We start from the raw sequence: 22661 nt of genomic DNA, 5'->3' as shown, positions 1-22661 counted from the left end.
AAAAGAGATCGCATAGGTGAATATGTGTTTGAAATTCACCTAGTCTCGATTTGCGCATTAGGGGATCGATAAAAGTCGTCATAATCATTTCGCCTGCACTAATTGCTAGTACAAAATGCGGTTAAAAATAACCGGCAATATATGCATGCAACTCTAGCTGTCGAAGTTCGTTCCTTGCTGCTGCCCCCATGAATATAGGCATCCCATTCGAACGCCGTGATACGAGGCCTGCGGATGTGGTCATGGCTGCGGGGTACAGGGATTGGTCGTCCACCATGCGGGGCGATCGCCGGGAATGCTGGATGTGACGCGGATGACAGGAACAGGCGCGGTAAGTTCAGGCGATCAGGGGCAGGTCCACGATACCATTCACAAATTGCTGGACCTCGACCAGGATTTGCGGGCGACGTTTGGTACCAGCCTGCTCAGTCACGATTTCAGGCTGATCCTACAGGCGACAGTCAGCAAAAGCCTGATCGTGAAGGACGCGTCGGTATCGTCGCTGCTGTCAGGAAGGGCTTTCCATGAATTGCTGAAGCGCCTCGAAACATCCGGGATCTTGCGCTTACAGGCCAACCCGGACGATCGCCGCTCCAAATCGATCGTGGTCGACGACGATTTCGTGGAGTTGATGAACGCGCACCTGCGCGATTGAATGAGTTGGAGAATGCCGGGGCCGCCATCTGCCTCGGCAATCGGCAAGTGCCAGGTTCGCAGACTGGCACTTGCGTGGAGGGCCTCATCCGCCAACTATACGCCCGGTCGTTACATCGTCGACATTGGCAGGCAGCGTATCGCCGCTTGGCCGCATGATGCGGGCAAGACCATGCCATAAGGCATCGCTGAGGTGCATCTGCTTGGTCCTGAGGTCCCCTGGTGCGGCCTTCTGACGGATCACTCCGTGGCACTCCAGACGCTTCGACAATTGGTAAAAGGCCCGATCCGACAAATGTGAAGACAGAGCCGCTTCCTTGACGATCGTTCCATCCTTCACCGCCAGCTGCAAAATAAGCCGCGCCTCATGGCTCAGCAGGCCGTTGGATGTAATCGAGCGCAATGATGCATCGGCTTCGAGCAGGGACTTACATCGATCGGCGATGGAATGGCGGTCGTGTTGCCCGCCATCCGTTGCAGAGGCTGTGAGGCCGAAGTGAAAGGCCTGGTTGGAAGGCGGCGCCTTCCTGCTGGCATGTTCAGTCGCAAGTTCCAATTTTACCCCCCGGTATTTAAACGGAAATTCTGGTGAAGTGCGACCCTCGGGCCGGCTTTGACCGACATCGAAAAGCGCAGCATCCCACATTTGTGGTATGGAGGAATTATTCTACATATTATTACGTATGTCCGTCGGTTCGGTGCGCGTAGCAGCCTTTTGGAGAGTTTTTACTATCCGGGAAATATCCGGTGTTTTCGCGTATGCCTCCGAATTGAGGGCAATAGAAAAGGGTCCGGAAGCGCTATCGCTTCCGGACCCTCATTACGCAAAAAGCCGGGTACTATTCAGGGTCAGAAGGCGTAACGAAGCGAGAATTGCAGGATCGGATAGATCTTGTACCTGTCGATGTCGTCCTCGATCTCCTGCTCCTCACGGGCGAGTGCTGCCTGGAACGCGGCATTCGCGGCGATCGGACCGCTGGCGCGCAGGCTGTTGATCCTGGGGGAACCCTAAAACATGGCCCCAGCTTCGACGCCGAACTTCACTCCGGTGGTGAGGCCGCCAGCGTAACCCACGGTCAGCGTGGGCGCGAACTTCTTCGTTTTCACCCGCCCGGCGAGCGTACCAATAGCGGCGCCGGAATACTCGGTGCCGCCAACTTCGACGATAATATCCTGAGCGGTGTTGGCCTTCAGGTTCACCTTGTTGCCGTTGAAGCGAAAGCCCCCTGAAACGCGCAGTCCGCTGCTGAACGGTTACAGGTCGGCCATCAGCCCGATCGAACCCAGCTTCAGCCGGCCATCATAAATGATGTCATCGCTGTCGACCGAGTGGCTGACCCGCAGGAACTTCGCGTTGGTACGCAGCGACAGCACCGGCGCTGCTGATATGATCATCGCCCCTGCAGAAATAACATGGACATACTTGATCACTTCAAACCCCTTAAGTAACGCGACAGGACGACTGATATTCCGGCACCGATCTCCGGACCTGCATGCCCATCTCCAATTGGCGCGGGCGCCTCCTGTCACGACCGGGCCGGACGTTCATCGCTCGATCGCGGTATTAATTGGTAAATTTCCTCCCATGAATAGGGATTCACCCAATGCAGGTATTTCGCTTCAGGCCAGACGATGCGAGCGCAAGGGCCTGCGATGCTAGCGAGGATGATTGCGCGATGGATTTCCCTGGGATTGTAGACAAAGGTAATCGCATTTGAGCGATCGCGCTCCGCCACTTCTTTCGACCGAACAAATCTACGACGCCCTGCTCGACGACGAGGCGTTCGACCGTTTGCCCGACCTGCTGGCGCGGATGGTCGGTGCGCGCTCGGCGACACTGGCGTGGCGCTATCCGGACGGCGACACCGATGTGCTGCGGCACAATCACTATTTCACCGATGCGCATTTTGCCGATTACTGCGCGAATTATGCCGCCGCCGACCCCTGGATCGCAGTGGCCCATCGCCCACAGCGGATGAACCGGGCGATCCGCATGGATGAGGAGATCGATGCGGCCGCCGTGCGGCAAACCTCCTTCTACAACGACTGGCTGCGTGCGATGGGGGACGACACGCTGCACTGCCTGGGCGCGGCCACCCGCACCGGTAACGGTGAGGGCATCATCGGTCTGCACCGCGGCGAATCCGACAGGGGCGCTTTCACCGTTGAAGAGTCCGGGAGGCTTGCCGAAGTATTCCCGCATGTCGCGCGCATGCTGGTACTGCGCGGTAAACTGGCTGAGGCGGCACGGCAGACGCAAACGGCGCAGTCCGCTCTCGACGCCACGGGGCTGGCGATGATCATCGTCGATCCTGCTGGGATTGTCCGTTCGGTCAACGCAGCGGGCCAGGCGGCCCTGTTCGAGGGGGAACCGCCTGCCCGCTTGCGCGGGGGAGCCATTTCAGCCGGCGCAGATCTGACCTGCGCGATTGCCCATGCCACGCACCGAGCCGTCCCAGGCGCGACGGCCATTATGGTGCGGCGATCGGACGACAGCCCGGTTTATGTGAACGTCACGCCGTGTACCGATCCTTCGGGGCGCCGTGCTGCCATGATCTTGTTCCGGTACGGAGCCGATCACGCGGCGCGTCGGGATGGACTACGGCAGTTGTTCGCGCTGACCGAAGCAGAAGCCGATGTCGCGCTGCTGCTGTCGAGAGGTGAACCGGCATCACGCATCGCGATTCTTCGGGGAACCAGCTTGCAGACGGTTCGCACACAAGTGCGAACCGTCATGGGCAAGATGGCGTGTAGCCGTCAGGCCGAACTCACTGCATTAATAAACGCACTGCCATTTTGACAGGCTACGGAAAAAGGCGCGTGCCCTGCGCAGGAATAGCTGCTGTCAGGATTGCGCTGAACGATGGGCACGTCATCAATCAAACATAATGATGGCGGATGCGAGATGTATGCCTCTGAGGAAAGAAAATAGGCGTCTATCGTGGCTAGTTGTAGCCGCTTGCAATCGTAGCAGCGGACAAGCGCTTCGATCTGCAGGGATGAGATCGGCGGCCTCCGTTGCATTTTCCGGCAAACAGGGCCGATCGACATTCAGGATTGAACTAACCCGCTGACGCGGGGGAGGGCGGGCTTTGTCCAATCGGTGCTGAACGTATCCCGAAACGGTGAATTCAGTTTATTAAGTGTCTTCTTTGTAAACATTACAATACAAACAATGTACAAGTTTCCCAAAATTTATTCACATATTTCAAAAAAATGAAATAAAAATTCTCAAAATTATAATTTTGAAAATGTCAAAATATCCCAATATTCATCCTTGCGACACAAAGGTAATTAACGTCACTTATCTGTCTTATTTTAGTCAAGAAATCGACCAAAAGTACCATAAAGTGTACCTAGTTCCGGGACAAATTTCACTAAGACAATGATCACCTTGTGATTTTCCGGAGCCTTTATTCAATGCGCAAAGCGTTTGCATCTGAAGAATCTATAGTCGCCATATCTATTCGCCTGTCTACAAATACTGTCAATGCGCAGGACAATAGCGGAACCAATTCGAACGACGAGGCGGTTGCTGGTGAAATCGTAGTAACCGGTTCACAAATTGCCCGTGCCGCTCTGGATGTTGCTGATCCTGTAGTTTCGGTTTCGCGCGATGCGATTGATCAATCCGGGCAAGTCAGCCTCGACGAAATCCTATCCGAAATGCCGCAGATGGGCATTGGCTTTGGTGCTTCGAACACCTTCTTCAATTATGACGATCCAGGCGCTGCTTTCGCCAACTTGCGCAGCCTTGGCACGAACCGCAGCCTTGTCTTGGTCAATGGCCGTCGCCGCGTTTCCGGCTCACGTTCATCCAGCGCGGTTGACTTGAACTCGCTGGCCCCCGGCATGATCGAACGGGTTGAAATTATCAGCGGCGGCGCTTCGGCGATTTACGGCGCAGACGCCGTCAGCGGTGTTATCAACCTGATTACCCGCAAAGATAAGCCCGGCTTCCGGATTTCGGGCAAGACCGGGATCAGCGAAAACGGCGATGCCGCCACGCGCAGCGTCAACGCTTTTGGCGGCACGACATTTCCTGGTGGTCGCGGCAAGATCAATGCGGGCGTCAACTACAGCACTCGTAAAGCGCTGATGTTCGGTGATCGGAAATTCTCCGACCGCCAAATGACCAGCCAAGCCAATACCGCCAATACCGGTCCAAACGATGGCATTTCCGATCTGAAGACGTGGGATGACGTTCGCGTCTCCTACATCACCCCGGACGCCAGCGTTTACATGGGCGGCCAGCACCACATGTGGACCGCAAACGGTCTTGAAACGGTGACCGGCCAGCTTCTGACCGGCGGCGCCTTTGGCCACAATCAGGGCGGTAACGCTCCGCACTGGTACAGCTATCTTTCGGTCAGCTCGCCGCTCGATGTCTATTCGGGCCAAGCCGATATTAGCTTCGACATCACGCCTAATATCCGCGTGTTTGCCGAAGGCGAATATTCGCGCACCGCATCAGATACATTGAAACAATATTATCGCTTCGATAATCGTTCGTTCTATTTTGCCGGTAATGGCGGCCCGAAGATCAAGTTTGACAACCCCTATCTGCCTTCACAACTGGCGGATATGGCGCACGGAATGGCCTGAGCAACGTGCCTATTCGTAAGCAGTTGCTTGATGAACTGGGCGGTTTGCGTAACAAGCATGAGCGCGAAACCTTTACCCTTGTTGGCGGTTTTGAAGGCCAGTTCAACAATGGCTGGAACTGGCGCGCTACGCACCAGCACGGCAAATTTGTCGATAATATCACCAATACCAACCTGATTATGGGCACGCGCTTTACCAACGCCGTCGACGTGATCAGCGACCCTTCGACAGGTATGCCAGTGTGCCGCAGCGCCGAAGCACGGGCCGAGGGCTGCCTTCCGGTCAACTTGTTCGAACGTCAGCCTTTCTCGCAGGGGCAACGCGATTACTTCGTTCGTGATCGCACCCAGCGCGTACAGAACACACAGGATCTGACCACCCTCAGCCTGTACGGTAACTTGGTAGAACTGCCCCATGGGCCGCTTTCGTTCGCCGTGGGCGCGGAACGTCGCAAAGAAACCTTGCGCACGAACGATGATCCACTGGCACTCAGCGGTGAGCTATACTTCTTTGGCGTGGTTCCTTCCGAAGCACTGAGCGAATCCTTTGAAGTTATGGAGGCTTATGCCGAAATCACAGCGCCGGTGCTGGGTGACCTTCCCTTCATCCGCAAGCTGACACTGGAAGTGGCTATCCGCGTTTCCGACTACAGCACCATTGGCACCACCACGGCATGGCGCGCTGGCGCCAACTGGCAAGTGAATGATGACATTCGTTTGCGCACAGTTCGTTCGGCCAGTGTTCGCGCACCGAACTTGTTCGAAATGTATCAGCCGCTTGCCATGTCCACGCTGCGGATCACCAATCCTTGCTCCTCCGTGCTGATCGATGCCAAGCCCAATCGTCGTGCCAATTGCGCGGCCATGGGTATCGACCATGTTGTCGACGATCAGAACCTGACGACATCATGGAGCGGTGGTAACCGCCAGTTGAAAGAGGAAAAGTCTAACAGCTTCTCGGCTGGTATCACCGTGACGCCATCGTTCCTGCCGGGGCTGATGCTGAAAGCCGATTATTATAACATCGAAATCGATGGTGCTGTTTCCTCTTTCACCGCACAACAATATGTGAACAACTGCTTTGATGCTCCGGCCATCAAGAACCCGTTCTGTGCGCAGATCCACCTTGATGAAAACAATCTGATTAACGAAGTCTATGTCGGCAACATCAACGTTGCCAAGCTTGAGACTTCCGGCATCGATTTCGGCATAGATTATAATCTGAGCCTTGGCAGCCTGGGCCGTTTGAACCTTTATGCTAACGGCACTTATCTGATCAAAAAGAGCCAGCAGGTTGTGCCTGACGATGCTTCTACGAAGATCATTCAGGCCGGCGAATATACCGATCCGGAATGGATGGTGAACACCCGCATTTCGTACATGAACAAGGGATTCACCCTCTCGATGAGCAACCGTTACATCGGTAAGTCAAGGGTCGATGTGCAATCCAACCTAGAATATTATGACCGTCCTTACGTTGCATCGCGCTTCTACACAGATTTCATGTTGAGCCAGCGCATTAACGAAAAGGCGCAGTTCTATATTGGCATCAACAACGCGTTCAACGTGACCCCGCCGGAGATCGCGCATTCTTACATCTATGCTGGCGTACTTGGCGGTGCCCGCTATGACAATTTGGGCCGCTATTTTCACACAGGCGTAAACTTCGACTTGTAATCGAGAGGCAGCCGCCGCCGCGTTTCATGCGTGGCGGCGGTCATAGTGCCTGCGAACGCTGACGGCGCCTTCCATAGCTTTGTGAAAAACGCTCACGGACAGGTGCGCGGGATCGATGAAAGCTTTGTCGAGACCGGTTGCAACAAGGAATATATCATGGACTTGGGTAGGGTTAATCGTCGCTCCGCGATCGGCTTATTTGGTTCTGGTGCGCTGCTTTCGGCCACTGGTGCGGCAAGCTCCTTAGCCGCCCAATCCGCCAGTGCCTCCTTCATTCATGGTATTGCCAGTGGTGATCCCACCGCAAATGGCGCCATCCTGTGGACCCCTGTGACCCCTCAAGATGCAGGCCATGGCGCCGCCATCCCAGTGCGCTGGCACGTTGCCACATCTCAGGACAGTAAGCCTGTTGAAACGGGGACAACCGAGGCCGGCCCGTCACACGACTTTACAGTCAAAGTAGAGCCGCGCCTGCTCAAGTCAGGCCGTGAGTATTGGTATTGGTTTGAACTGGCTGATGGCACACGCTCACCACAAGGGCGTTTTCGCACTTTGCCCAAGGGCAAGGCAGCCGAAGCCGTGTTTGCCGTCGTCTCATGCCAGCTGTATTCGGGCGGCTACTTCAACGTCTATAAATCCATCGCCCAAAAGGATCGGATCGACGCTGTCATCCACCTTGGCGATTACATTTATGAATATAGCGCAGACGGTTATGGCGCGGAGATTGGCCGCAAGCTGGATCGATTGGCAGAACCTGCCCATGAGATCCTAACGCTGGCGGATTATCGCACTCGCCATGCGCAGTACAAGCGCGACCCTGACTTGCAAGCCGCCCATGCCCGCGCTGCCTTCATCTGCGTTTGGGACGATCACGAAAGCGCAAATGACGCCTGGATCGGTGGCGCAGAAAACCACCAGGTCGCCACGGAAGGCGATTGGGCCAAGCGCAAGGCCGCAGCCATGCAGGCCTATTTCGAATGGCTGCCAATCCGCGACCCACAAAGCAATGATACGTGGGCCGCTATTAATCGTAGCTTTGAATTTGGCGACCTTGCAACATTGCTGATGGTACAGACCCGCCTGCTCGCTCGTAGTGAGCAAGCCCAGCTTTCCAGCAAGACGCCAACCCCCGCCGAATACGCCGCACTTCTCGCTACGCGTGCACGCCCTGACCGCGAACTTCTGGGCGAGCCACAACGTGAATGGGTTGAGCAGACACTCGGCGCTTCGGTCAAAGCCGGCACGACATGGCAAGTCATCGGCAATCAAGTGGTGACAGCGCGCGTCAACGGTCCCGATTTAAACGTTCTGTTCGGCGAGGAAAAGGCCAATGCCATGGTGAGTGCGCTGCCCGCACCCATGGTGGCTTATATCCAACAGGCCCAAGCCAGCGATCGGGCCGGTGTGCCGTTCAATCTCGATGCGTGGGATGGTTACCCTGCCGCGCGCGAACGGCTTTATGCCAGTTTCCGCCGAGCCGGTTCGCGCCCGCTCGTGCTTGCAGGCGATAGCCATGCATTTTGGGCTAACAATTTGGCCGACGACCAAGGCCACCCGGTGGCCGTGGAATTTGGGACCAGTTCGATCACTAGCCCCTCGTTCGGAGATGTCCTACCCGGCTTACCCTTGGGTGAAATGCTGGAAAAGGTCAGCCCAGAAGTGGCCTTTTGCGACATGCTGTCCAAAGGCTACATCCTGTTGACCCTAACCCCGCAGGCTGCACAGGCAGACTATATCGGGGTATCGACCGTACTCGATCGTACTTTCCAAGAAAGCCAACTGGCGCGTTTCAACGTTGATGCTCAAGCGGCAGAAAGAAAATTGAAGGTCGAGAGCAAGGGCTAAGGTTAAGGCGGGGGCTTATCCCAAAAGAAGACTAGGGCAAACCGGGGGCAGGGATCGGATAAGTGGAGTTCTAGTTCCGGATGGTGCAGTCGCTGGCGATGCCAATTTTCGTCAATGCCGAGGAGCGTATATAGCTTCATGTGATGCTGCTTAATGTTGGGCCTGCGCCATGACGTCGATTTCTGATATGGCCCGAGACGACGATCGACGAGCTGCATTGGCTGATCCAGCTCTGTATGGGCTGGGGCGAGCACAGCTGGCATGAGTTTCGAATTCACGGCAACCTCCAGTTCGTTCGCCGTCGCGGCTATGGCGGTACTGATCCCAGCGGCACGGCCGACCGGAGGCTTTCCAGCTTTTGCCTGATCGCTGGCGAGCGCTTCCGCTATGACTATGGTGGCTGGCGCTTTCAGTTTCGCCTGGAAAAGGTAGTTATGGTTGAGCCGGGGCTGACTATCGCGGATGGCGCTGCGCGCGGGCCCACTCAGCTTTAGCTGGGCCGACCTCGCCATCCCTATCTTCTACGCATCACCAGAATTCCAAGCCGCCCATCAGCAGATCGATAATGAACTGGGCCTGGGACCGGGCCTCCATTGCCGAAAGCGGTCTGCCCATGCCGCGGATATTCAGCCATCCTGAGATCATTGCCATGATGGCATGGGCGATACGCTCGGGATCTTCGGCATGAATCCCGGATGCGGGACCATACACGGCAATCTCATTGCTCATGAATGCAATCATGTCCGTGTAGCCGAAAAAGTCTGTGAGGACATCTTGGGGCCCGCGCCCCGCGGCATTGAGCGCAAGGCGGATGATGGCACGGACATCCGGCTTGGTCGTCCAAACCAGCATCGTCGTCGTGTGGTGGACGAGGCGTTTCTTCAGATCTTTCGGCAGACGGCCGTCCTGGCGCGAGGTCACTTGAGACCACGATGCCACCTGATGAATGATTACGTCGTTTACCAAGGCTGCCTTGTCGGCATAACGCTTGTACAGGGTTGTTTTCGGTATCCCTGCGGCATTCGCGACCGCCTCCATCGACGTGCCATCAAATCCGTCCTTGACGAACAATTCGGCCGCCACGGCGAGAATGGCCTCGCTAATCGCCGCAGATTGCTCGTGCGAGGGTCTGCCGCGTTTCGTTGGCCGGGCTGTCGCCGGTTTTTTGATCCTGGGAGGCGGGGCAGGGCTTGCGTCGCTCAACATGAGTTCCTCAAATTGGGAGCTCACCCTTAGCGCGGCCACCGATCTCCGCAACATCCACGGGGAGGGCCGCTCGTGCGTCGATGGCGGTCTGGGATATGCGCGCCGTTGGTCGGGGGGACACCCTCGACCAACGGCTGGAGCACTACGCCCGGTCGACGACCCGCTGGCGCCGGGACCCGGAAGTGCGGTCGTTCGGTGAATTGATCCGCGAATGCCGGGGCACGGTCCGCGCTGTGGCCGAAGAAATGCAGACGATCCGCGTGACGCGCATGCTCGACGTGATAGAGAAGGACATCCGCGAATTCGGTCCGAAGGCCGGAGTGACGCCTTCCAACCCCCGGCTGATTGCCGAACTTTTTCTCGGAATGATCGGCGGTGTCCATCGCTACCTGGAGGAGTCCGGCCAGCCGGACGACGGCGCGATTTCACAACATTGCTTGAACCAGGCGGTGAATGTGTTTGTCGCCGGCAAAGCTACATGGAGGTAATATTCACGGCCATAGTCCGGCGATGTGTCCGGGCTATTTTGCGACTTCGAATGTGCCGGCGAGCGAGGCTAGGGAATCGCCGCCGATCCAGACGTCGAAGGCCGACTCGTCCTGGACCTGCTCCTTAGTGATGTCGCTCCAGTAAGAGAGGTCTGCGGGCGTGATCGTGAAGCGCAACGCGCGCTTTTCGCTTGGCTTCAGGGTGACCCGCTGGAAGCCCTTGAGCTGACGAACCGGCCGCGACGATCCGCCGACCTTCTGGTGAAGATAGAGCTGGGCCACCTCGTCCCCCGTTCTTTTGCCGCTATTCTCGAGGTTGACGGTGACGGTTACGCTATGGCCCGGGGCCACTTTAGGCGTGGTAACTTTCAAGTCGGAATAACGAAACGTGGTGTAGCTAAGGCCGAAGCCGAATGGCCAAGCGGGTTCGTTCGACCCTTCCTGGTATCGCTTGAAGGCGTCGGCAGGAGCATGGGATGGAAGGCGCGCGTAAGTCATGGGCGCTTGCGAAGCGCTGCGCAGCCAGCTGATCGGCAGCTTCCCGCCCGGCACGGCGTCGCCGAACAGAAGGTTCACCGCTGCATCGGCGCCCTGGCTTCCGGGGTACCAAAGGTCCAGGATCGCTGCCGCCTTGCTGTCAAATATCGTCAGCGGGCGCACGCTTGTCAGCAGCAAGACGACAGGCTTGCCAGTGGCCACGACGGCATCGAGCAGTTCGCGCTGCCGGCCGGGAAGTTCGAAGGTGGCGCGCGAGGCCATCTCGCCGCTCATGTCCTGCGATTCGCCGAGCACCAGCACGGCGACGTCGGATTGCCGGGCGATCGCGACGGCTTGGGCGACCCCGGCGGTTTCGTCGATCGGTTCACGCTTCTTGTTCGTGCCGTCGAGCGTGCCGAACGGGGAAGGGTTGACCCGCTGGGGGATCTGCACGCCTTCTGCGTAGGCCACGGCGACCTTGGTTCCCAGCTTCTCGCGCAGGCCCGCCAATACGCTCTTCCCGCTCGGCGAATTCATGGGGAAGACCCATGATCCCATCAGGTCACGCGCGGAATCCGCGAGCGGCCCGATCACGGCGATGGATTTCAGTTTCGCATGATCGAGCGGAAGCAGATTGCCCTCGTTCCGCAGCAGCACGGCGGAGCGTTCGGCTGTGATCCGCGCGGCGAGTGCATGCTTGGGATCGTCGAATACGGTTTTCGCCTTGGCTTCGTCGACATAGGGGTTTTCAAATAGTCCCATCCGAAATTTCGCCGCCAGGATCGGGCGGACCATGGCATCGAGCTCGGTCCGCGACAGCTTGCCCGCAGCGATCGCCGCCGGCAGGCTCACCATGTTGGCATTTTGCCCGGGCGGGATCATCTCCATGTTGGTCCCGGCCTTGATCGCCTTGAGCGCAGCCTCCGCTCCGTCGCTCGCAACGCCGTGGGTCACGAGCGAATTGACCGCGCCGGAGTCGCTGACGACCCATCCCTTGAAGCCCCACTGCCTGCGCAGCACGTCGGTCAGCAGCCAGTGATCGGCTGTGGCCGGGACCCCGTTCAACGCCATGTATGCAGACATGATGTTGCCCGCACCCGCGTCGATGGCGGCCTTGAAGGGCGGGAGGTACAGGTTGTGGAGCTGGTTCTCTGAAATCTCCGCTTCGTCGTAGTCGCGCCCGCCCATCGCGGCACCGTAACCGGCGAAATGCTTGGGACCGGCAATGATATGGCCGGGGGCGCCGATGTGGCGGCCCTGGAAGCCGCGAACCTGCGCTGCGGCCATGGCGGCGCCGAGATAAGGGTCTTCGCCCGCGCCTTCGAATATGCGGCCCCAGCGCGGATCGAGTGTGATGTCGACCATCGGCGCGAAGGTCCAGTGCATCCCGACCGCACGCGCTTCGGCGGCCGCGACGGACTGAGCCTGCTCAACCATGGCGGGGTCCCATGAAGCCGCCATGCCCAGCGGGGCAGGGAAGATCGTGTGGAAGCCGTGGATGACGTCAAAGCCGAAAAGCAGCGGAATCTTGAGACGGGTCTGTTCGACCGCGATCTTCTGCGCGCGGTTCACCAGTTTCGGGTCAGTGGTGAACAGCACCGCCCCGGCCCGTCCAGCGGCGATTTCCTTGTCCACCTTCTGCGCCAGGGGCGGGAACTGCGAGAAGTAGAAGTACTGGCTGAGCTGGCCGGCCTTTTCCTCGTCGGTCATCTTTGCAAGCAGGGTATCGACCTTGTCGGCGACGTCGGTATCGCTCATTGCCCCGGGCTGCGGCGATGCACGCCCGGCCTCTGCGAGCGCCGAGGATACCGCTGCCATCGCGCAAGTGGCCAGCAACACCTGCGAAATTCGCCTGAAACCGCTCTTCATCGACATACTCTCCCCTTTTCGCCGCGTCGCTCCGGGAGCCAGGCCCCCGCGCAATCGCGATCAGTCTGCCAGTTCTGCTCCGGTAGGCGCGGCCTGTCCGGGGGTGCCGCCGCCGATTGCGCGCGTGGCGGCAACGCGGTCCTTGATGGCTTCGAAGTCCATTTCGTATTTCTTGCGCATGGTGCCGCACAGGCGGTCCCAGATCGTCGTGTAGCCGCCGAAGTTGCCCGTGAAGTAGCGATGGTGCTGGTCATGGAACGTGGCGGAGATGAACCATTTCGTTGCCCAGGTCCGGTTCCACCATCGGGGCAGGAATTCGTATCCCGAGTGGACGTAGAGGCCCATGAAAATGTTGGTCGGCAGGATCAGAGCCATGGTCGCATCGTGGACCGTGAAGGCCGCCAGAAACAGGGGCACGAAGCCACCGTTGATGATCGATTCCAGTGGATTGACCGAAAGCGTCGTCAGCAGGTTCGGCGAGGTCGATTTGTGGTGGAGCTTGTGAACCCAGCTATAGACCGGCTCCTTGTGCATCCAGCGGTGCAGCCAATAGAAGTAGGTGTCGAACAGAAAGAAGTAGAGCGCATATTCCCCCAGGATCGTCCACCAGGCGGCGGGGCTAGAATCGAAGGTGATCCAGCCATGGCTCTTGGCCCACCCCGTGCCTGCAGCGATGACCTTGCCGGATATGGCGAGCGTGACGAGTGCGATCACGGCCTCGTTACGGAAGATCTTCCATTTGAATCCGCGCGGCTGGATTTTGCGTGCCTTGAAGAATCCCGAGGCGACCCCCGCGACAATACCGGTTACGATGAACGCAGCCAGCCACAGGTTCAGTGCCTGCTCGCCGTCGATAAATGCCTTGAACATTCAGACCTCAGGAAAGCACGAGAGCAAAGGCGACGATGTGCGCTGCCAGAGCGAAGGGAAGGGCGTATACGGCGGCTTCGAGGCGTGAACTGGTCATGGAAATCTCCGGTTGTGAAGGCCCGACATTGGACCCGGAAACTTGGTTGGCAGTTTGCGATTGGCCGGCCATCGCAATTACGTAACGCAAGGCATGTTCCGCCGATGAGCCCAGGAAACAGACGTTTTTCCGTTTCCCGCATCGTGAATGGGCATGATCTGCCCGCATATGGACACGTGTCACGCCATGGCTACGGTCACGCCGCCTCCCTTGAGTCCCGCGCTTCTGGCATGGATTCGCACCGTGCCGCGCTGACCGTTCCCGCGAATAATCAGTAGCGCCCGGCCGCGATAGCTTTCCGTGCTGGCGGACTGGAAGGAGCCCGTTGCGAGGGGGCTTGCGCTGCCGAAAGCGGCCAGGGAGGCCGGTCCGTCGATGACCAGGTCGATCCGGCGCCGGTCATCGGGAAGGACGCGTCCCTGCGCGTCGACGATTTCGATCCGGAAATAGCTCAATGCGCCGCGTCCTGCGCCGGCGTCGAGGCGCTCCGGAACGATCTGGATGCGCGAGGCCGCGCCCACCGTTTCGAGCGCCTTGTGCGCAATGCGCCGGCCGGCCCGGTAGCTGAAGGCTTCCAGCTTTCCGGGCGCATAGGGTATCTGGAATTCAGCCCGGCGGCGATCGGAAGGGCCAAGCTCTTTTGACCCGACGGGCCTGCCGTTCAGATGAACTTCCACCGTGTCACCCGCAGCATGCACGACGACACCAAGCATTCGTCCCTCCGACCCGGGCCAGCTCCAGCTTGCCAGTTCGTCCGGCCAACCCCAGTTGGAGACATATTCGAACGTACCCTCCGGACCGGGGCGCCGAACCCAGATTTCCAGATCGCTCACTCCCCACACGACGTCGCGGGCAAGCGAGGAGGCCTTCTGCTCGCCGATCAGGTCGATATCGCCGCACCAGGCGTTGACCCAGGGAAAGCCGGGGAGATAGATCGGGTACGCGCCGTTCTTCAGACGGGCGGTAGCACCGATCCCCGCTTCGCCAAGGTAATCCATGGCCGTCCAGAGGAACTCACCCAGAAAGTAGGGCGCCTTGTCCTGCAGGGCCTGATAATCGTAGAGGTCCCGCGCGAAAGTCTCGGACGCGTAGACCACGCGTTCGGGATGGGCGGTTTGCTCTGCCGCGATGTCTTCGAGGCGATAATTGTATCCGGGCACGTCCAGAAATACGGTGGAGGCATTGTCCACCTTTCCGGCCCGGCCCGGGCGCGCCGTTTCAACCCCTGCTATAAGTTGGCTGCCAAGGACACCGTTCAGTCCGGCCGTGACCGGCCGGGTCGGGTCCAGGTGCTTTACGGCATTGGCAAGCTTCCACTGCCATTCGACGCCTTCGTCAGTGGACCGGAACGGTATTTCGTTACCGATGCTCCACATGATGACCGAAGGGCTGTTCCGGGCGGAGCGGACCATGGCATCGATCACCGTGTGCCAGTGCTCGGGGAACTGCTGGGCGAAGTCCTGGGGTTCCTTGGAAATGAGCCAGGCGTCGAACGCCTCCTCGATCAGGAACATGCCGATACGGTCGCAGGCTTCGCGCAAGCTGCGGGACGACGGATTATGCGACGATCGAATGGCGTTGAAGCCGCGCGCCTTGAGCAGACGCAAGCGGCGCTTGTCCGCGTCCGGGTAGGCGCAGGCCCCCAGCAGGCCGTTGTCATGATGAAGACAGCCGCCCTTGAGCTTTACCCTCTCGCCATTGACCGTCATTCCTTTCGCCGCGTCGAATGCGATGATCCGGATGCCATAAGGCTGGACCAGACGGTCGAGGACGATCCCGCCTCTGACGAGTTCGGTTTCCAGCGAATAGAGTTCTGGGTGCTCCGCCGACCAGAGACGAGGGCCGCGAAGGTGCAGGGCCTGCCTGGTCACGGCCGTCGCTGGCGTGCTGACCTCCGCCGCAATGCGGCCGTCCGGCTCAACGAGCCGGGACCTCAGGGTATCGCCTTTCTCAGGCCCCACCACTTCGCTCGACACGTCCACCACGGCGCGCCCGTTTTCAAGCTTGCTTGTCCAGGCAGCCACGCCCCAGCGTTCAACCCTTGAGGCTGGATGAAGGATATCGAGTTCCACCGAGCGATAGAGGCCCGAACCCGAATACCAGCGGCTGTTGCGGCCCAGATTCCTTACGCGCACGGCGATCACGTTGTTGCCCAAACGATCGAGGTGTGGCGTCAGGTCCAGCGCAAAGGGTGCGTAACCCGCGACGCTGCCCCCTACGTTTCGGCCATTGAGCCATACGTCTGTCATCAGGTAAGCAGCGTCGAAGACGATCTCGATCCTGGCGTCGGACGGGTAGGAATCGACCCGGAAATGCTTGCGGTACCACCCTTCGCCGCCGTTGGTGAAACCGGTCGCGGTCCCGCCTATGGACCGCTTGTCGAAGGGCCCGACGACGGCGCCGGGTGTCTGCTCGGGCAGGTCCTCGATGCTCCAGTCGTGCGGCAGGTCGACCGATCGCCAGCCAGTATCGTCCCACGCCAGGCTTTCGGCGCCGGTCTGGTCGCCTTGCATGAAACGCCAGTCTTCGTCGAATGGCTGGCGGCGTCCGCCGGGTTCAGCGGCTGGCCTGCCTTTCGCATTTGCCGCCCCGGCCGTGATGGGGACGCCGCCCATGGCCGTCACCGCGGCCATCACAAGCACGTTTCTTCTGTGGGTCGAAAGGAAGTCGCTTGCCATCACCGTTCACCCAGCGCTTTCAGTCTCTGATCGATGCGATCGAGCGCATCGGGCTTCACCACGCCGAACTGGAGAAGCGAGCGGAACGAGAAGTTGCCGAGATGCGGCTTGATTATCTCGTTGCCGATGCGTCCCTCGATATTGGGTATCTCCGCTTCGACGATGGCCCATGCCTGCGGGATCGCCTTCAGGTCGGCGATGGCCGTGTCCTTCGTATCGAGCAATCTGGGCAGTCGCCGCGGCATTACGAATGCCCGCGCGGGCGGATATAGCGGAGCATCCATTGTCGATGTGGTCCTTGCTTGTATTCGGCGCATGGATGGCGCCGGTTATTGCGCGCCTACGGTGACCGGCACAGCCGAACCCGAACTCTGCCGGCTACAGCAGCAATCGCGCGGATCAGCGGATCATTTCTTGGGCGGGAGCTTGGTGAGATCGGCATCAATCGCCGCCAGCTTCGCATCGGTGATCTGATCGGCCGAATACTGCTGGATGACCTTGAGCGTCATGCTTCGCGCCATGTCGATCTGCTCGCTCCTGATGATATCGGGGATGTGCTTTGCAAGAATTGCCTTAGCTTCCGGATCGTCCAGAAGCGTTCCGACATACCTATCCTTGGCCGTGTATCGCGGGGCAGCGAGGCTAGTGTTCGGCGCGGTTGCGGTCGTTGGCGTTCCAGCGGCCTGCGCTCCTGCGCCGGCGAACAAATCTGCGGTGACGGCCACGATAACCAGATATGCGCGCATCTCATTATCCTCTCACGCTTCACGTTCGTCTTTGCAGATCTCTGCTTGGCACGCATTTAATGTACGATCCGTATATATAACGCTCCTCAAGCGATTGCTACGGTATTTTTTCGATCAAGCCTGTTTCTCGCTATAGTGGTGTCGAGGCATATTGCTGCGGGGCACGTCGATCTGGTCGCCCTTCACCAGTTCGGGGAGGTGGTCGACCAGGATGCCCTTGGCGCGCGAGAGGGCCGACCGGCGACGGAAGTCGCCCCGACATGCAAATGCAATTCGGGGTGCTCCACCGCCGGCTCTCCGACCGTCAACCGGCCATATCCTCTTACGTTTGACCGAGCTTCGCCGGACGCGTCATTTCACGGTCACGCGAACTCTTCCAAGGTTCTGGATGCGGCCGAACGGGGTCTTCCTATCCCCGTCGCGTTGCGAAATGCCGCGCAGGGCGGGGAAATAGGTGCCGGGTTTGTCGAACCTGTGGGTGATGGTGACGGTGGCTGTCCTGGCGTTGGGCTTGATGTCTGACCGACCGGTGAACGTCCCCGCGCCCTCGAAATCCCATTCCGCCGCGATGATGGTGCCGGTGCCCGGTGGCACTTCGATCGTGCCCTTGAACGTCACGGTCTGGCCGGCGCTGATATCCGCACGCTCGCCGCCATTGGCCTTGAGCGAGACCACTGGCTGGATGCCGCGGCGCGCCGCAGCGGTCGGCGGGACAATGATCTGGCCGTCATCGTACTTGTAGCTCGTCGAGGCGGGGGGAGCGATCCCCTTTTCGGTCCAGAGCGCCACGTCGCGAAGCGCCTGGTTGAGTACCGGCACGTAGCTGACCGTATGGATCGCATCCTCCTGCGTATCGCTGTCGCCGTGCAGGGCGTGGTCGGTGAACCAGAGACGGAAATGATCGTCGGCTTTCGGTCCGAAGTGCTTTTCGACCCGCGCCCGGTACCAGTCGGCGGACCAGGGATAGGCCTCGCGGTCCCACAGGGATTCGACAAGGATCATCTTGCCCTCGAAGTTGCCTTCCGGAACCGAGCCTGCCGTGGCCTTGGTGAAGAGCGGGCCCAGCAGCATCGGGCGCTGTGGATAGATCGGCTTGCCGTCAGGTCCGCGGAACTGGTCCCAGACCTTGAATTCCGGTCCCGGCACCTGATGGCGATGGTAGGTCTGCGCTGCCAGGAAGTTGCTGTTGTCGACCTGCACCTCGTCGCCGTTGGCCAGCTTCGCAGCCACGGCCGGGTCGACGATCCCGAACACGGCCGTGTCGCCCTCGATCCGGCTCAGGGTCAGCCGTGTGCCCTTTGCTGCGCCGGACAGGACGATGAGATCGCCGCCAAGGAACTGGATCGCCGGAGGCGTCGACGAAAGGCGGACGGCCACGACATATTGCGCCTCCTTGCCTTGCAGGGCGGCATAGCTGTCATCGACGTTGCCTTTGGTCTTCCCGTTGGTGACGCTTGTTTCGAGCTTCTGGCGCTGGGCATCCGCGCCGGTCACCAGCGCGGCGATCGTCGCCTTGTGCTGCATCCGGTATCCGGTGAAGCTTTCGGGGTGGTCGAAGCCGTAATAGCCTGGCTTGGTCCAGAAGTCCGTGAAATAACCGGGGTCGGCCATGACCACGCCGCCGTAGAGCGCCGCGAAGCCGTGGATGCCCATAGTTTTCCACCCGAACCACGACTGGAGCGGAAAGCCCATGCGGGTCACTTCGTGAAGTGCCGCTGTCTGCTCGGCGTTCAGCCCGGCATAGGGATCGCCGCTGCCGCCCGGTTCCATGGCATCGACGATCTGGGGGAACTTGTCGGCCAGCAAGCGCATCGCGTGCATGCGCACGGTGAAGCTGTTGGGGATCGCCATGCTTGAGCCGAGAACGTGCGGAACCGCACCGTCCCAGACTCCGCGCGTATTCTCCATCGAGCCGACGGTGCGGTAGGCGCCGCCGCTGCCGCCGTAGGCATAGCCGTAGGGCCGCTTGCCGCCATACATCTGCAAGGCGACCACGCGCGAATACTGGGCTGCGGCGGCATTGGCGCGGTAGGCGCCGATCGTCGGATCAGTGGACCCGAAGCCAGCCACGGCCGGGCCGCCGCCATTGGTTTCGACGAAATATCCGCCGCTGCTGATCGAAAAGGTGATCTTGTCATTGGCCGGCGAGGTTGGTTTCTGTGCCAGGTTCTCGTTGTCCGGGGCCGGCGTGAAGTGCTGGAAAAAACGGCCCTGGTACTGCTCCTTGGGCGGCAGATAGAACGAGAAGCGCGTGTCGGTGCCTTTGAAACCGCCATGCACGTAGCGATGGCGAACCGGCGCATCGCGCCATTCGTCCACGTCGATGTAGGGCTGCGCAAACAGGGGATCGGGAGCGGGCGCGGCGGAAGTCGCGGCCGGCGTGGTCTGGGCGTCGACCGGCGATCCCTGCGCGGCGGCGGACCCGAGGATCGCGGCGGAGGCGAACGCGAGCTTCAGGAATCTGCCGGTTCTGTCGTTGGTATCGGTCTTGTCGCACGCGCGTTTCATGGAAAGGCTCCGTATTTTCAGGTTAGGGAGGCGGGCCGTCGGCGCGTGCCGGAGCAGGCGGCTACGGCCGTTCGATAGGTCAGAATTTCTTGCTGATGCCGAACTGGAACACCCGCCCGATGCTGGTGACCGCATAGCCGTCCAGCGAGTTCAGCGAGCCGTTGTATGGCGGCGGGTCCTTGTCGAACAGATTGTCGACATTGAAGGTCAGCGCGAGGTTTTCCATCACGCCGCTGCCCTTGAAGTCATACTGCGCGAACAGGTTGATGGTGTCGTAGGCCTTGATCCGCGACTGGTTGAGGTTCGATGCGAGAGGGGCGACGTTCCATCCGCCAAGGTGGCGCCAGGTAGCCTGCGCCCGCAGGTTGCCGACGTTGGTTCCCAGCGTGCTCGAAACGATGAAGCGGGTCTGCGCCTTGACCGTATCGACGAAGGCCGCTCCTGCAACGGACTGCTCCTTGCGGTTGAGGACGTAGTTGCCGTTTACCTGCAGGTAGACCGAGCCGAAGCCGGTGGACTGGTCGTAGGCCAGCGAGAAGTCCAGGCCATCGGTGTTGACTGCGGCAAGGTTGGTGCGGCGGCCATCCGCTATCGAATATACCTGTCCTGGCGTGACGGTGTAGGGGGAAACCGCTGCGAGCCCGTCGGGCACCTGCGATGCCAGCGCGTTCACCTGCGCGATCGTCGGGTTCATGACGTAGTTGCCGGTGAACAGGGTGTAGAAGACCGAGGGGTTGAACACCGGCGGGATGTCGATGAGATCCTTGAACCGGATGTTGTAGTAATTGAGCGAGGCGACGAACCCCGGCAGCGAGGGCGGGGCGACCTCGAAACCGGCCGACCAGGTCTTGGCCTTCTGGGGCTTGAGGTTGTTGCCGCCGCCGCCCAGGAAGATCTGGGCCTGACCGGGAAGGGGCGCCACCGCCGGGTTGGCGAAAAGGATGAAGGGGAAGGCGAAGATCGTCGCGGGTGCGGCGTCGGCGCCGTCCGCCAGGCTGGGGGCTTGGAACGATTTGCCCCAGCTGCCGCGCAGTTTCACGCCTTCGAGCGGTTCGTACGTCAGCCCGAACTTGGGATTGAAGGTGCCGCCGAAGTCGCTGTAGTGATCGTAGCGTCCCGATGCCGAAAGGCTCAGCGAGTAGATTCCCGCGCTGCGGTTGCCGTCCCCGAAGACCGGGACCTGAACCTCGCCGAAGACGGCGGCGATGCGCCTGCTGGACTTGTTCACCGGAAGATCGGCCACCGCGCTTGCGCTGACGGTGCCGTCGATCCGGGATTCGTACTTCTCGTAACTGTATTCGCCGCCGACCGCGACCTTGACGTCGCCGCCGGGGAGATGGGCCAGATTGCCGTCGACCACTACGCGGGTGTTGATCATCTCGTTCTTGCCGAGGCCGTAGTCCAGGAAATTGGAGACGAGCGGCAGCACCGCGGAATTGGCGGGGTTTGACAGGTTGTAGGGATCGAAGTTGCCGGTCAGCACCAGCGTCGACAGCGTACCGTCGTCGATCTTCTGGTTCATGACCTCGGAGCGGCCCCGGCCGTAGTTCCCCAGCCAGCGCAGCTGCCAGCCGCTTCCGAGGTCCGCCGACATGGACGGCGTGATGCCCCAGGTTTCAAGCGCGGTACGCTGGCTGGTGTGCGCGCCGAGGACCGAGGAAAAGTCCATCGAGACCGACTGGGCCTGGAAGCTGTTGGCATCCCCGGTGTTGCGATAATAGGGATTGAACACCGTACCGGGGACGAAGGGGTTGATCGGCGCGATCGTGGCGGTGGCGGTAATCGGGCCGCCGTCGCCCTTGTTGACCCGGTTCATGTAGAACGCGCGCACGTCGAACGTGATCGGACCGCCGGAGTCGAGCGAAAGGCCAGCGAAAACCGAGTGACGCTCTTCGCTGGGATAGAATGTGCGGGCATCGCTGACATCGCAGCGGTTGCCGGAGCCGGGCATCAGGCCGGGCAAGGCGTAGATAGATGCTCCGATAGAGACATTGCCCGCACCGCAGGTCAGGTCGAAGGGAAGCCCGTTCGTGTAGTCGAGGCGGCGCACGTAATCGCGGTCGCGGCCATACAGCGAGTCATGCCAGGCATAGTCATAGCTGACATAGACGGAGGCCGTGTCCCAGGTCTTGCCGACGGTGACATCGGCGTTGAGGGACTGATAGTCGTCCGCAAAGCCATAGCGGGCCTTTGCCTCGATACCGTCGAAGCGCTTGCGCGTGATGAAGTTGATGACGCCGCCGACAGCATCGGCACCGTAGATCGATGAGCCGCCGTCCAGCACGATCTCGACCCGCTCGATGGCACCGGGCGCGATCGCGTCGGGATCGGGAACGGTCTGGCGAACGCCCATGCCGGGCAGGCGATGGCCATCGACGAGGATCAGGGTGGATGATCCCCCGCCCGACGTCCCCGGCAGGTTGCGCAGGTTCGGCCGGTTGATGGTGATCTGGCTCGAACTGATGGCCGATACGATGGGCGCGGAGTTGTACGATGCGGTCTGGGGAACGCTGGCGAGAAGCTGTGCGGTGGAGTTGGCGCCCACTGAGGTAATTGCCTGCGCATCGAGAGAGACCGTCTGCGAGCCGGCCGGCGCGACGCCGCGCAGCAACGTGCCCGTTACGATGATCTCCTGAATTTCCTTCTCACTCAGCGGTACTTCATCTGCCTGACCGGGGTCAGCCTGAGGTGCGACCTGTGCGAGTGCGGCTATTGGTGCGAGCGCGATCATCGAGACGCCGATCAGCGCGCACTGACGGATGGATCCGAAAGTCCTTTTCATGCTCTCTCCCCCTGCATGGCACCTGCGGATTGTTTCCGGGTTGCCTGTCCTTCTCCCAGCAACCGCTGTCGTTTTGGCGACAGTAGAAAGCGCTGGAGCCTTAGGGGTGGCAGATTCGAATGCGCTTGTCTCGTTAAAATTTTAGGGACTAAAATAATTA

Annotated in this window: 18 protein-coding genes; 7 read left to right on the top strand and 11 right to left on the bottom strand. The window is 60.0% G+C overall.

The features are described from left to right. The first annotated feature begins 295 nt into the window (after window positions 1-295). Window positions 296-655, top strand: coding sequence for a hypothetical protein (locus GVL61_RS20275; protein ID WP_159982470.1), 360 nt, complete (start codon window positions 296-298; stop codon window positions 653-655). A gap of 84 nt (window positions 656-739) precedes the next feature. Here GVL61_RS20275 and GVL61_RS20270 read toward each other — a convergent pair whose 3' ends face one another. From GVL61_RS20270 to GVL61_RS20260, 3 genes are all read right to left on the bottom strand, one after another. After that, window positions 740-1210, bottom strand: a complete 471-nt coding sequence (locus tag GVL61_RS20270; RefSeq protein WP_159982469.1) for a hypothetical protein — start codon at window positions 1208-1210, stop codon at window positions 740-742. Between the two features lie 452 nt (window positions 1211-1662). Next, window positions 1663-1854: a hypothetical protein gene (locus GVL61_RS20265; protein ID WP_159982468.1), complete on the bottom strand. Its 192-nt coding sequence runs from the start codon at window positions 1852-1854 to the stop codon at window positions 1663-1665. 54 nt (window positions 1855-1908) lie between these two features. Further along, the gene (locus GVL61_RS20260; protein ID WP_159982467.1) at window positions 1909-2085 is read right to left on the bottom strand and encodes a hypothetical protein; all 177 of its coding nucleotides are present in this window, start codon (window positions 2083-2085) and stop codon (window positions 1909-1911) included. A 283-nt stretch (window positions 2086-2368) separates the two neighbouring features. Here GVL61_RS20260 and GVL61_RS20255 point away from each other — a divergent pair, with 283 nt between their 5' ends. The 5 genes from GVL61_RS20255 to GVL61_RS25495 all read left to right on the top strand — a co-directional run bounded on the left by GVL61_RS20255 (window position 2369) and on the right by GVL61_RS25495 (window position 9274). Continuing rightward, window positions 2369-3454 carry a helix-turn-helix transcriptional regulator gene (locus GVL61_RS20255; protein WP_159982466.1) on the top strand — a complete coding sequence of 362 codons (1086 nt, stop codon included), beginning with the start codon at window positions 2369-2371 and terminating at the stop codon, window positions 3452-3454. A 620-nt stretch (window positions 3455-4074) separates the two neighbouring features. Further along, window positions 4075-5259, top strand: coding sequence for a TonB-dependent siderophore receptor (locus tag GVL61_RS20250; RefSeq protein WP_159982465.1), 1185 nt, complete (start codon window positions 4075-4077; stop codon window positions 5257-5259). A gap of 5 nt (window positions 5260-5264) precedes the next feature. Beyond that, window positions 5265-6935, top strand: coding sequence for a TonB-dependent receptor (locus tag GVL61_RS20245; RefSeq protein WP_159982464.1), 1671 nt, complete (start codon window positions 5265-5267; stop codon window positions 6933-6935). A gap of 45 nt (window positions 6936-6980) precedes the next feature. Further along, the gene (locus GVL61_RS20240) at window positions 6981-8780 is read left to right on the top strand and encodes an alkaline phosphatase (RefSeq protein WP_235037817.1); all 1800 of its coding nucleotides are present in this window, start codon (window positions 6981-6983) and stop codon (window positions 8778-8780) included. 182 nt (window positions 8781-8962) lie between these two features. Further along, window positions 8963-9274, top strand: coding sequence for a hypothetical protein (locus tag GVL61_RS25495; RefSeq protein ID WP_159982478.1), 312 nt, complete (start codon window positions 8963-8965; stop codon window positions 9272-9274). Window positions 9275-9308: 34 nt separating this feature from the next. Here the strand turns inward: GVL61_RS25495 and GVL61_RS20230 are convergent, their stop codons facing one another. Next, window positions 9309-9983: a TetR/AcrR family transcriptional regulator gene (locus tag GVL61_RS20230; protein ID WP_159982463.1), complete on the bottom strand. Its 675-nt coding sequence runs from the start codon at window positions 9981-9983 to the stop codon at window positions 9309-9311. 83 nt (window positions 9984-10066) lie between these two features. Here GVL61_RS20230 and GVL61_RS20225 point away from each other — a divergent pair, with 83 nt between their 5' ends. Then, the gene (locus tag GVL61_RS20225) at window positions 10067-10474 is read left to right on the top strand and encodes a hypothetical protein (RefSeq protein ID WP_159982462.1); all 408 of its coding nucleotides are present in this window, start codon (window positions 10067-10069) and stop codon (window positions 10472-10474) included. 33 nt (window positions 10475-10507) lie between these two features. Here GVL61_RS20225 and bglX read toward each other — a convergent pair whose 3' ends face one another. The 7 genes from bglX to GVL61_RS20190 form a co-directional block, all read right to left on the bottom strand. Then, a complete protein-coding gene (gene bglX / locus GVL61_RS20220; protein ID WP_200845007.1) occupies window positions 10508-12826 on the bottom strand; it encodes a beta-glucosidase BglX in 2319 nt (772 codons plus the stop codon). Window positions 12827-12880: 54 nt separating this feature from the next. Beyond that, window positions 12881-13690 carry a sterol desaturase family protein gene (locus tag GVL61_RS20215; protein WP_159982461.1) on the bottom strand — a complete coding sequence of 270 codons (810 nt, stop codon included), beginning with the start codon at window positions 13688-13690 and terminating at the stop codon, window positions 12881-12883. A gap of 276 nt (window positions 13691-13966) precedes the next feature. Further along, on the bottom strand, window positions 13967-16420 hold the full coding sequence (locus GVL61_RS20210) for a glycoside hydrolase family 2 TIM barrel-domain containing protein (RefSeq protein ID WP_159987326.1): 2454 nt from the start codon (window positions 16418-16420) through the stop codon (window positions 13967-13969). A 44-nt stretch (window positions 16421-16464) separates the two neighbouring features. Beyond that, a complete protein-coding gene (locus tag GVL61_RS20205; protein WP_159982459.1) occupies window positions 16465-16710 on the bottom strand; it encodes a hypothetical protein in 246 nt (81 codons plus the stop codon). 162 nt (window positions 16711-16872) lie between these two features. Beyond that, window positions 16873-17211 (bottom strand): hypothetical protein, encoded by a 339-nt coding sequence (locus GVL61_RS20200; RefSeq protein ID WP_159982458.1) that lies wholly within the window; start codon window positions 17209-17211, stop codon window positions 16873-16875. A 351-nt stretch (window positions 17212-17562) separates the two neighbouring features. Further along, window positions 17563-19719, bottom strand: a complete 2157-nt coding sequence (locus GVL61_RS20195) for a PKD domain-containing protein (protein ID WP_235037816.1) — start codon at window positions 19717-19719, stop codon at window positions 17563-17565. A 79-nt stretch (window positions 19720-19798) separates the two neighbouring features. Continuing rightward, window positions 19799-22501: a TonB-dependent receptor gene (locus tag GVL61_RS20190; RefSeq protein WP_159982457.1), complete on the bottom strand. Its 2703-nt coding sequence runs from the start codon at window positions 22499-22501 to the stop codon at window positions 19799-19801. Window positions 22502-22661: the final 160 nt, after the last annotated feature.

Source organism: Novosphingobium sp. 18050 (genome assembly GCF_902706195.1).
GTDB lineage: Bacteria > Pseudomonadota > Alphaproteobacteria > Sphingomonadales > Sphingomonadaceae > Novosphingobium.
This window is presented reverse-complemented; position numbering and strand designations above follow the sequence as displayed.

Coding starts and splice junctions, on each gene's coding strand:
- GVL61_RS20275 (WP_159982470.1), top strand. CDS start 296: ATGCTGGATGTGACGCGGATGACAGGAACAGGCGCGGTAAGTTCAGGC.
- GVL61_RS20250 (WP_159982465.1), top strand. CDS start 4,075: ATGCGCAAAGCGTTTGCATCTGAAGAATCTATAGTCGCCATATCTATT.
- GVL61_RS20225 (WP_159982462.1), top strand. CDS start 10,067: ATGGCGGTCTGGGATATGCGCGCCGTTGGTCGGGGGGACACCCTCGAC.
- bglX (WP_200845007.1), bottom strand. CDS start 12,826: ATGTCGATGAAGAGCGGTTTCAGGCGAATTTCGCAGGTGTTGCTGGCC.
- GVL61_RS20215 (WP_159982461.1), bottom strand. CDS start 13,690: ATGTTCAAGGCATTTATCGACGGCGAGCAGGCACTGAACCTGTGGCTG.
- GVL61_RS20210 (WP_159987326.1), bottom strand. CDS start 16,420: ATGGCCGCGGTGACGGCCATGGGCGGCGTCCCCATCACGGCCGGGGCG.
- GVL61_RS20205 (WP_159982459.1), bottom strand. CDS start 16,710: ATGCCGCGGCGACTGCCCAGATTGCTCGATACGAAGGACACGGCCATC.
- GVL61_RS20200 (WP_159982458.1), bottom strand. CDS start 17,211: ATGCGCGCATATCTGGTTATCGTGGCCGTCACCGCAGATTTGTTCGCC.
- GVL61_RS20195 (WP_235037816.1), bottom strand. CDS start 19,719: ATGAAACGCGCGTGCGACAAGACCGATACCAACGACAGAACCGGCAGA.
- GVL61_RS20190 (WP_159982457.1), bottom strand. CDS start 22,501: ATGAAAAGGACTTTCGGATCCATCCGTCAGTGCGCGCTGATCGGCGTC.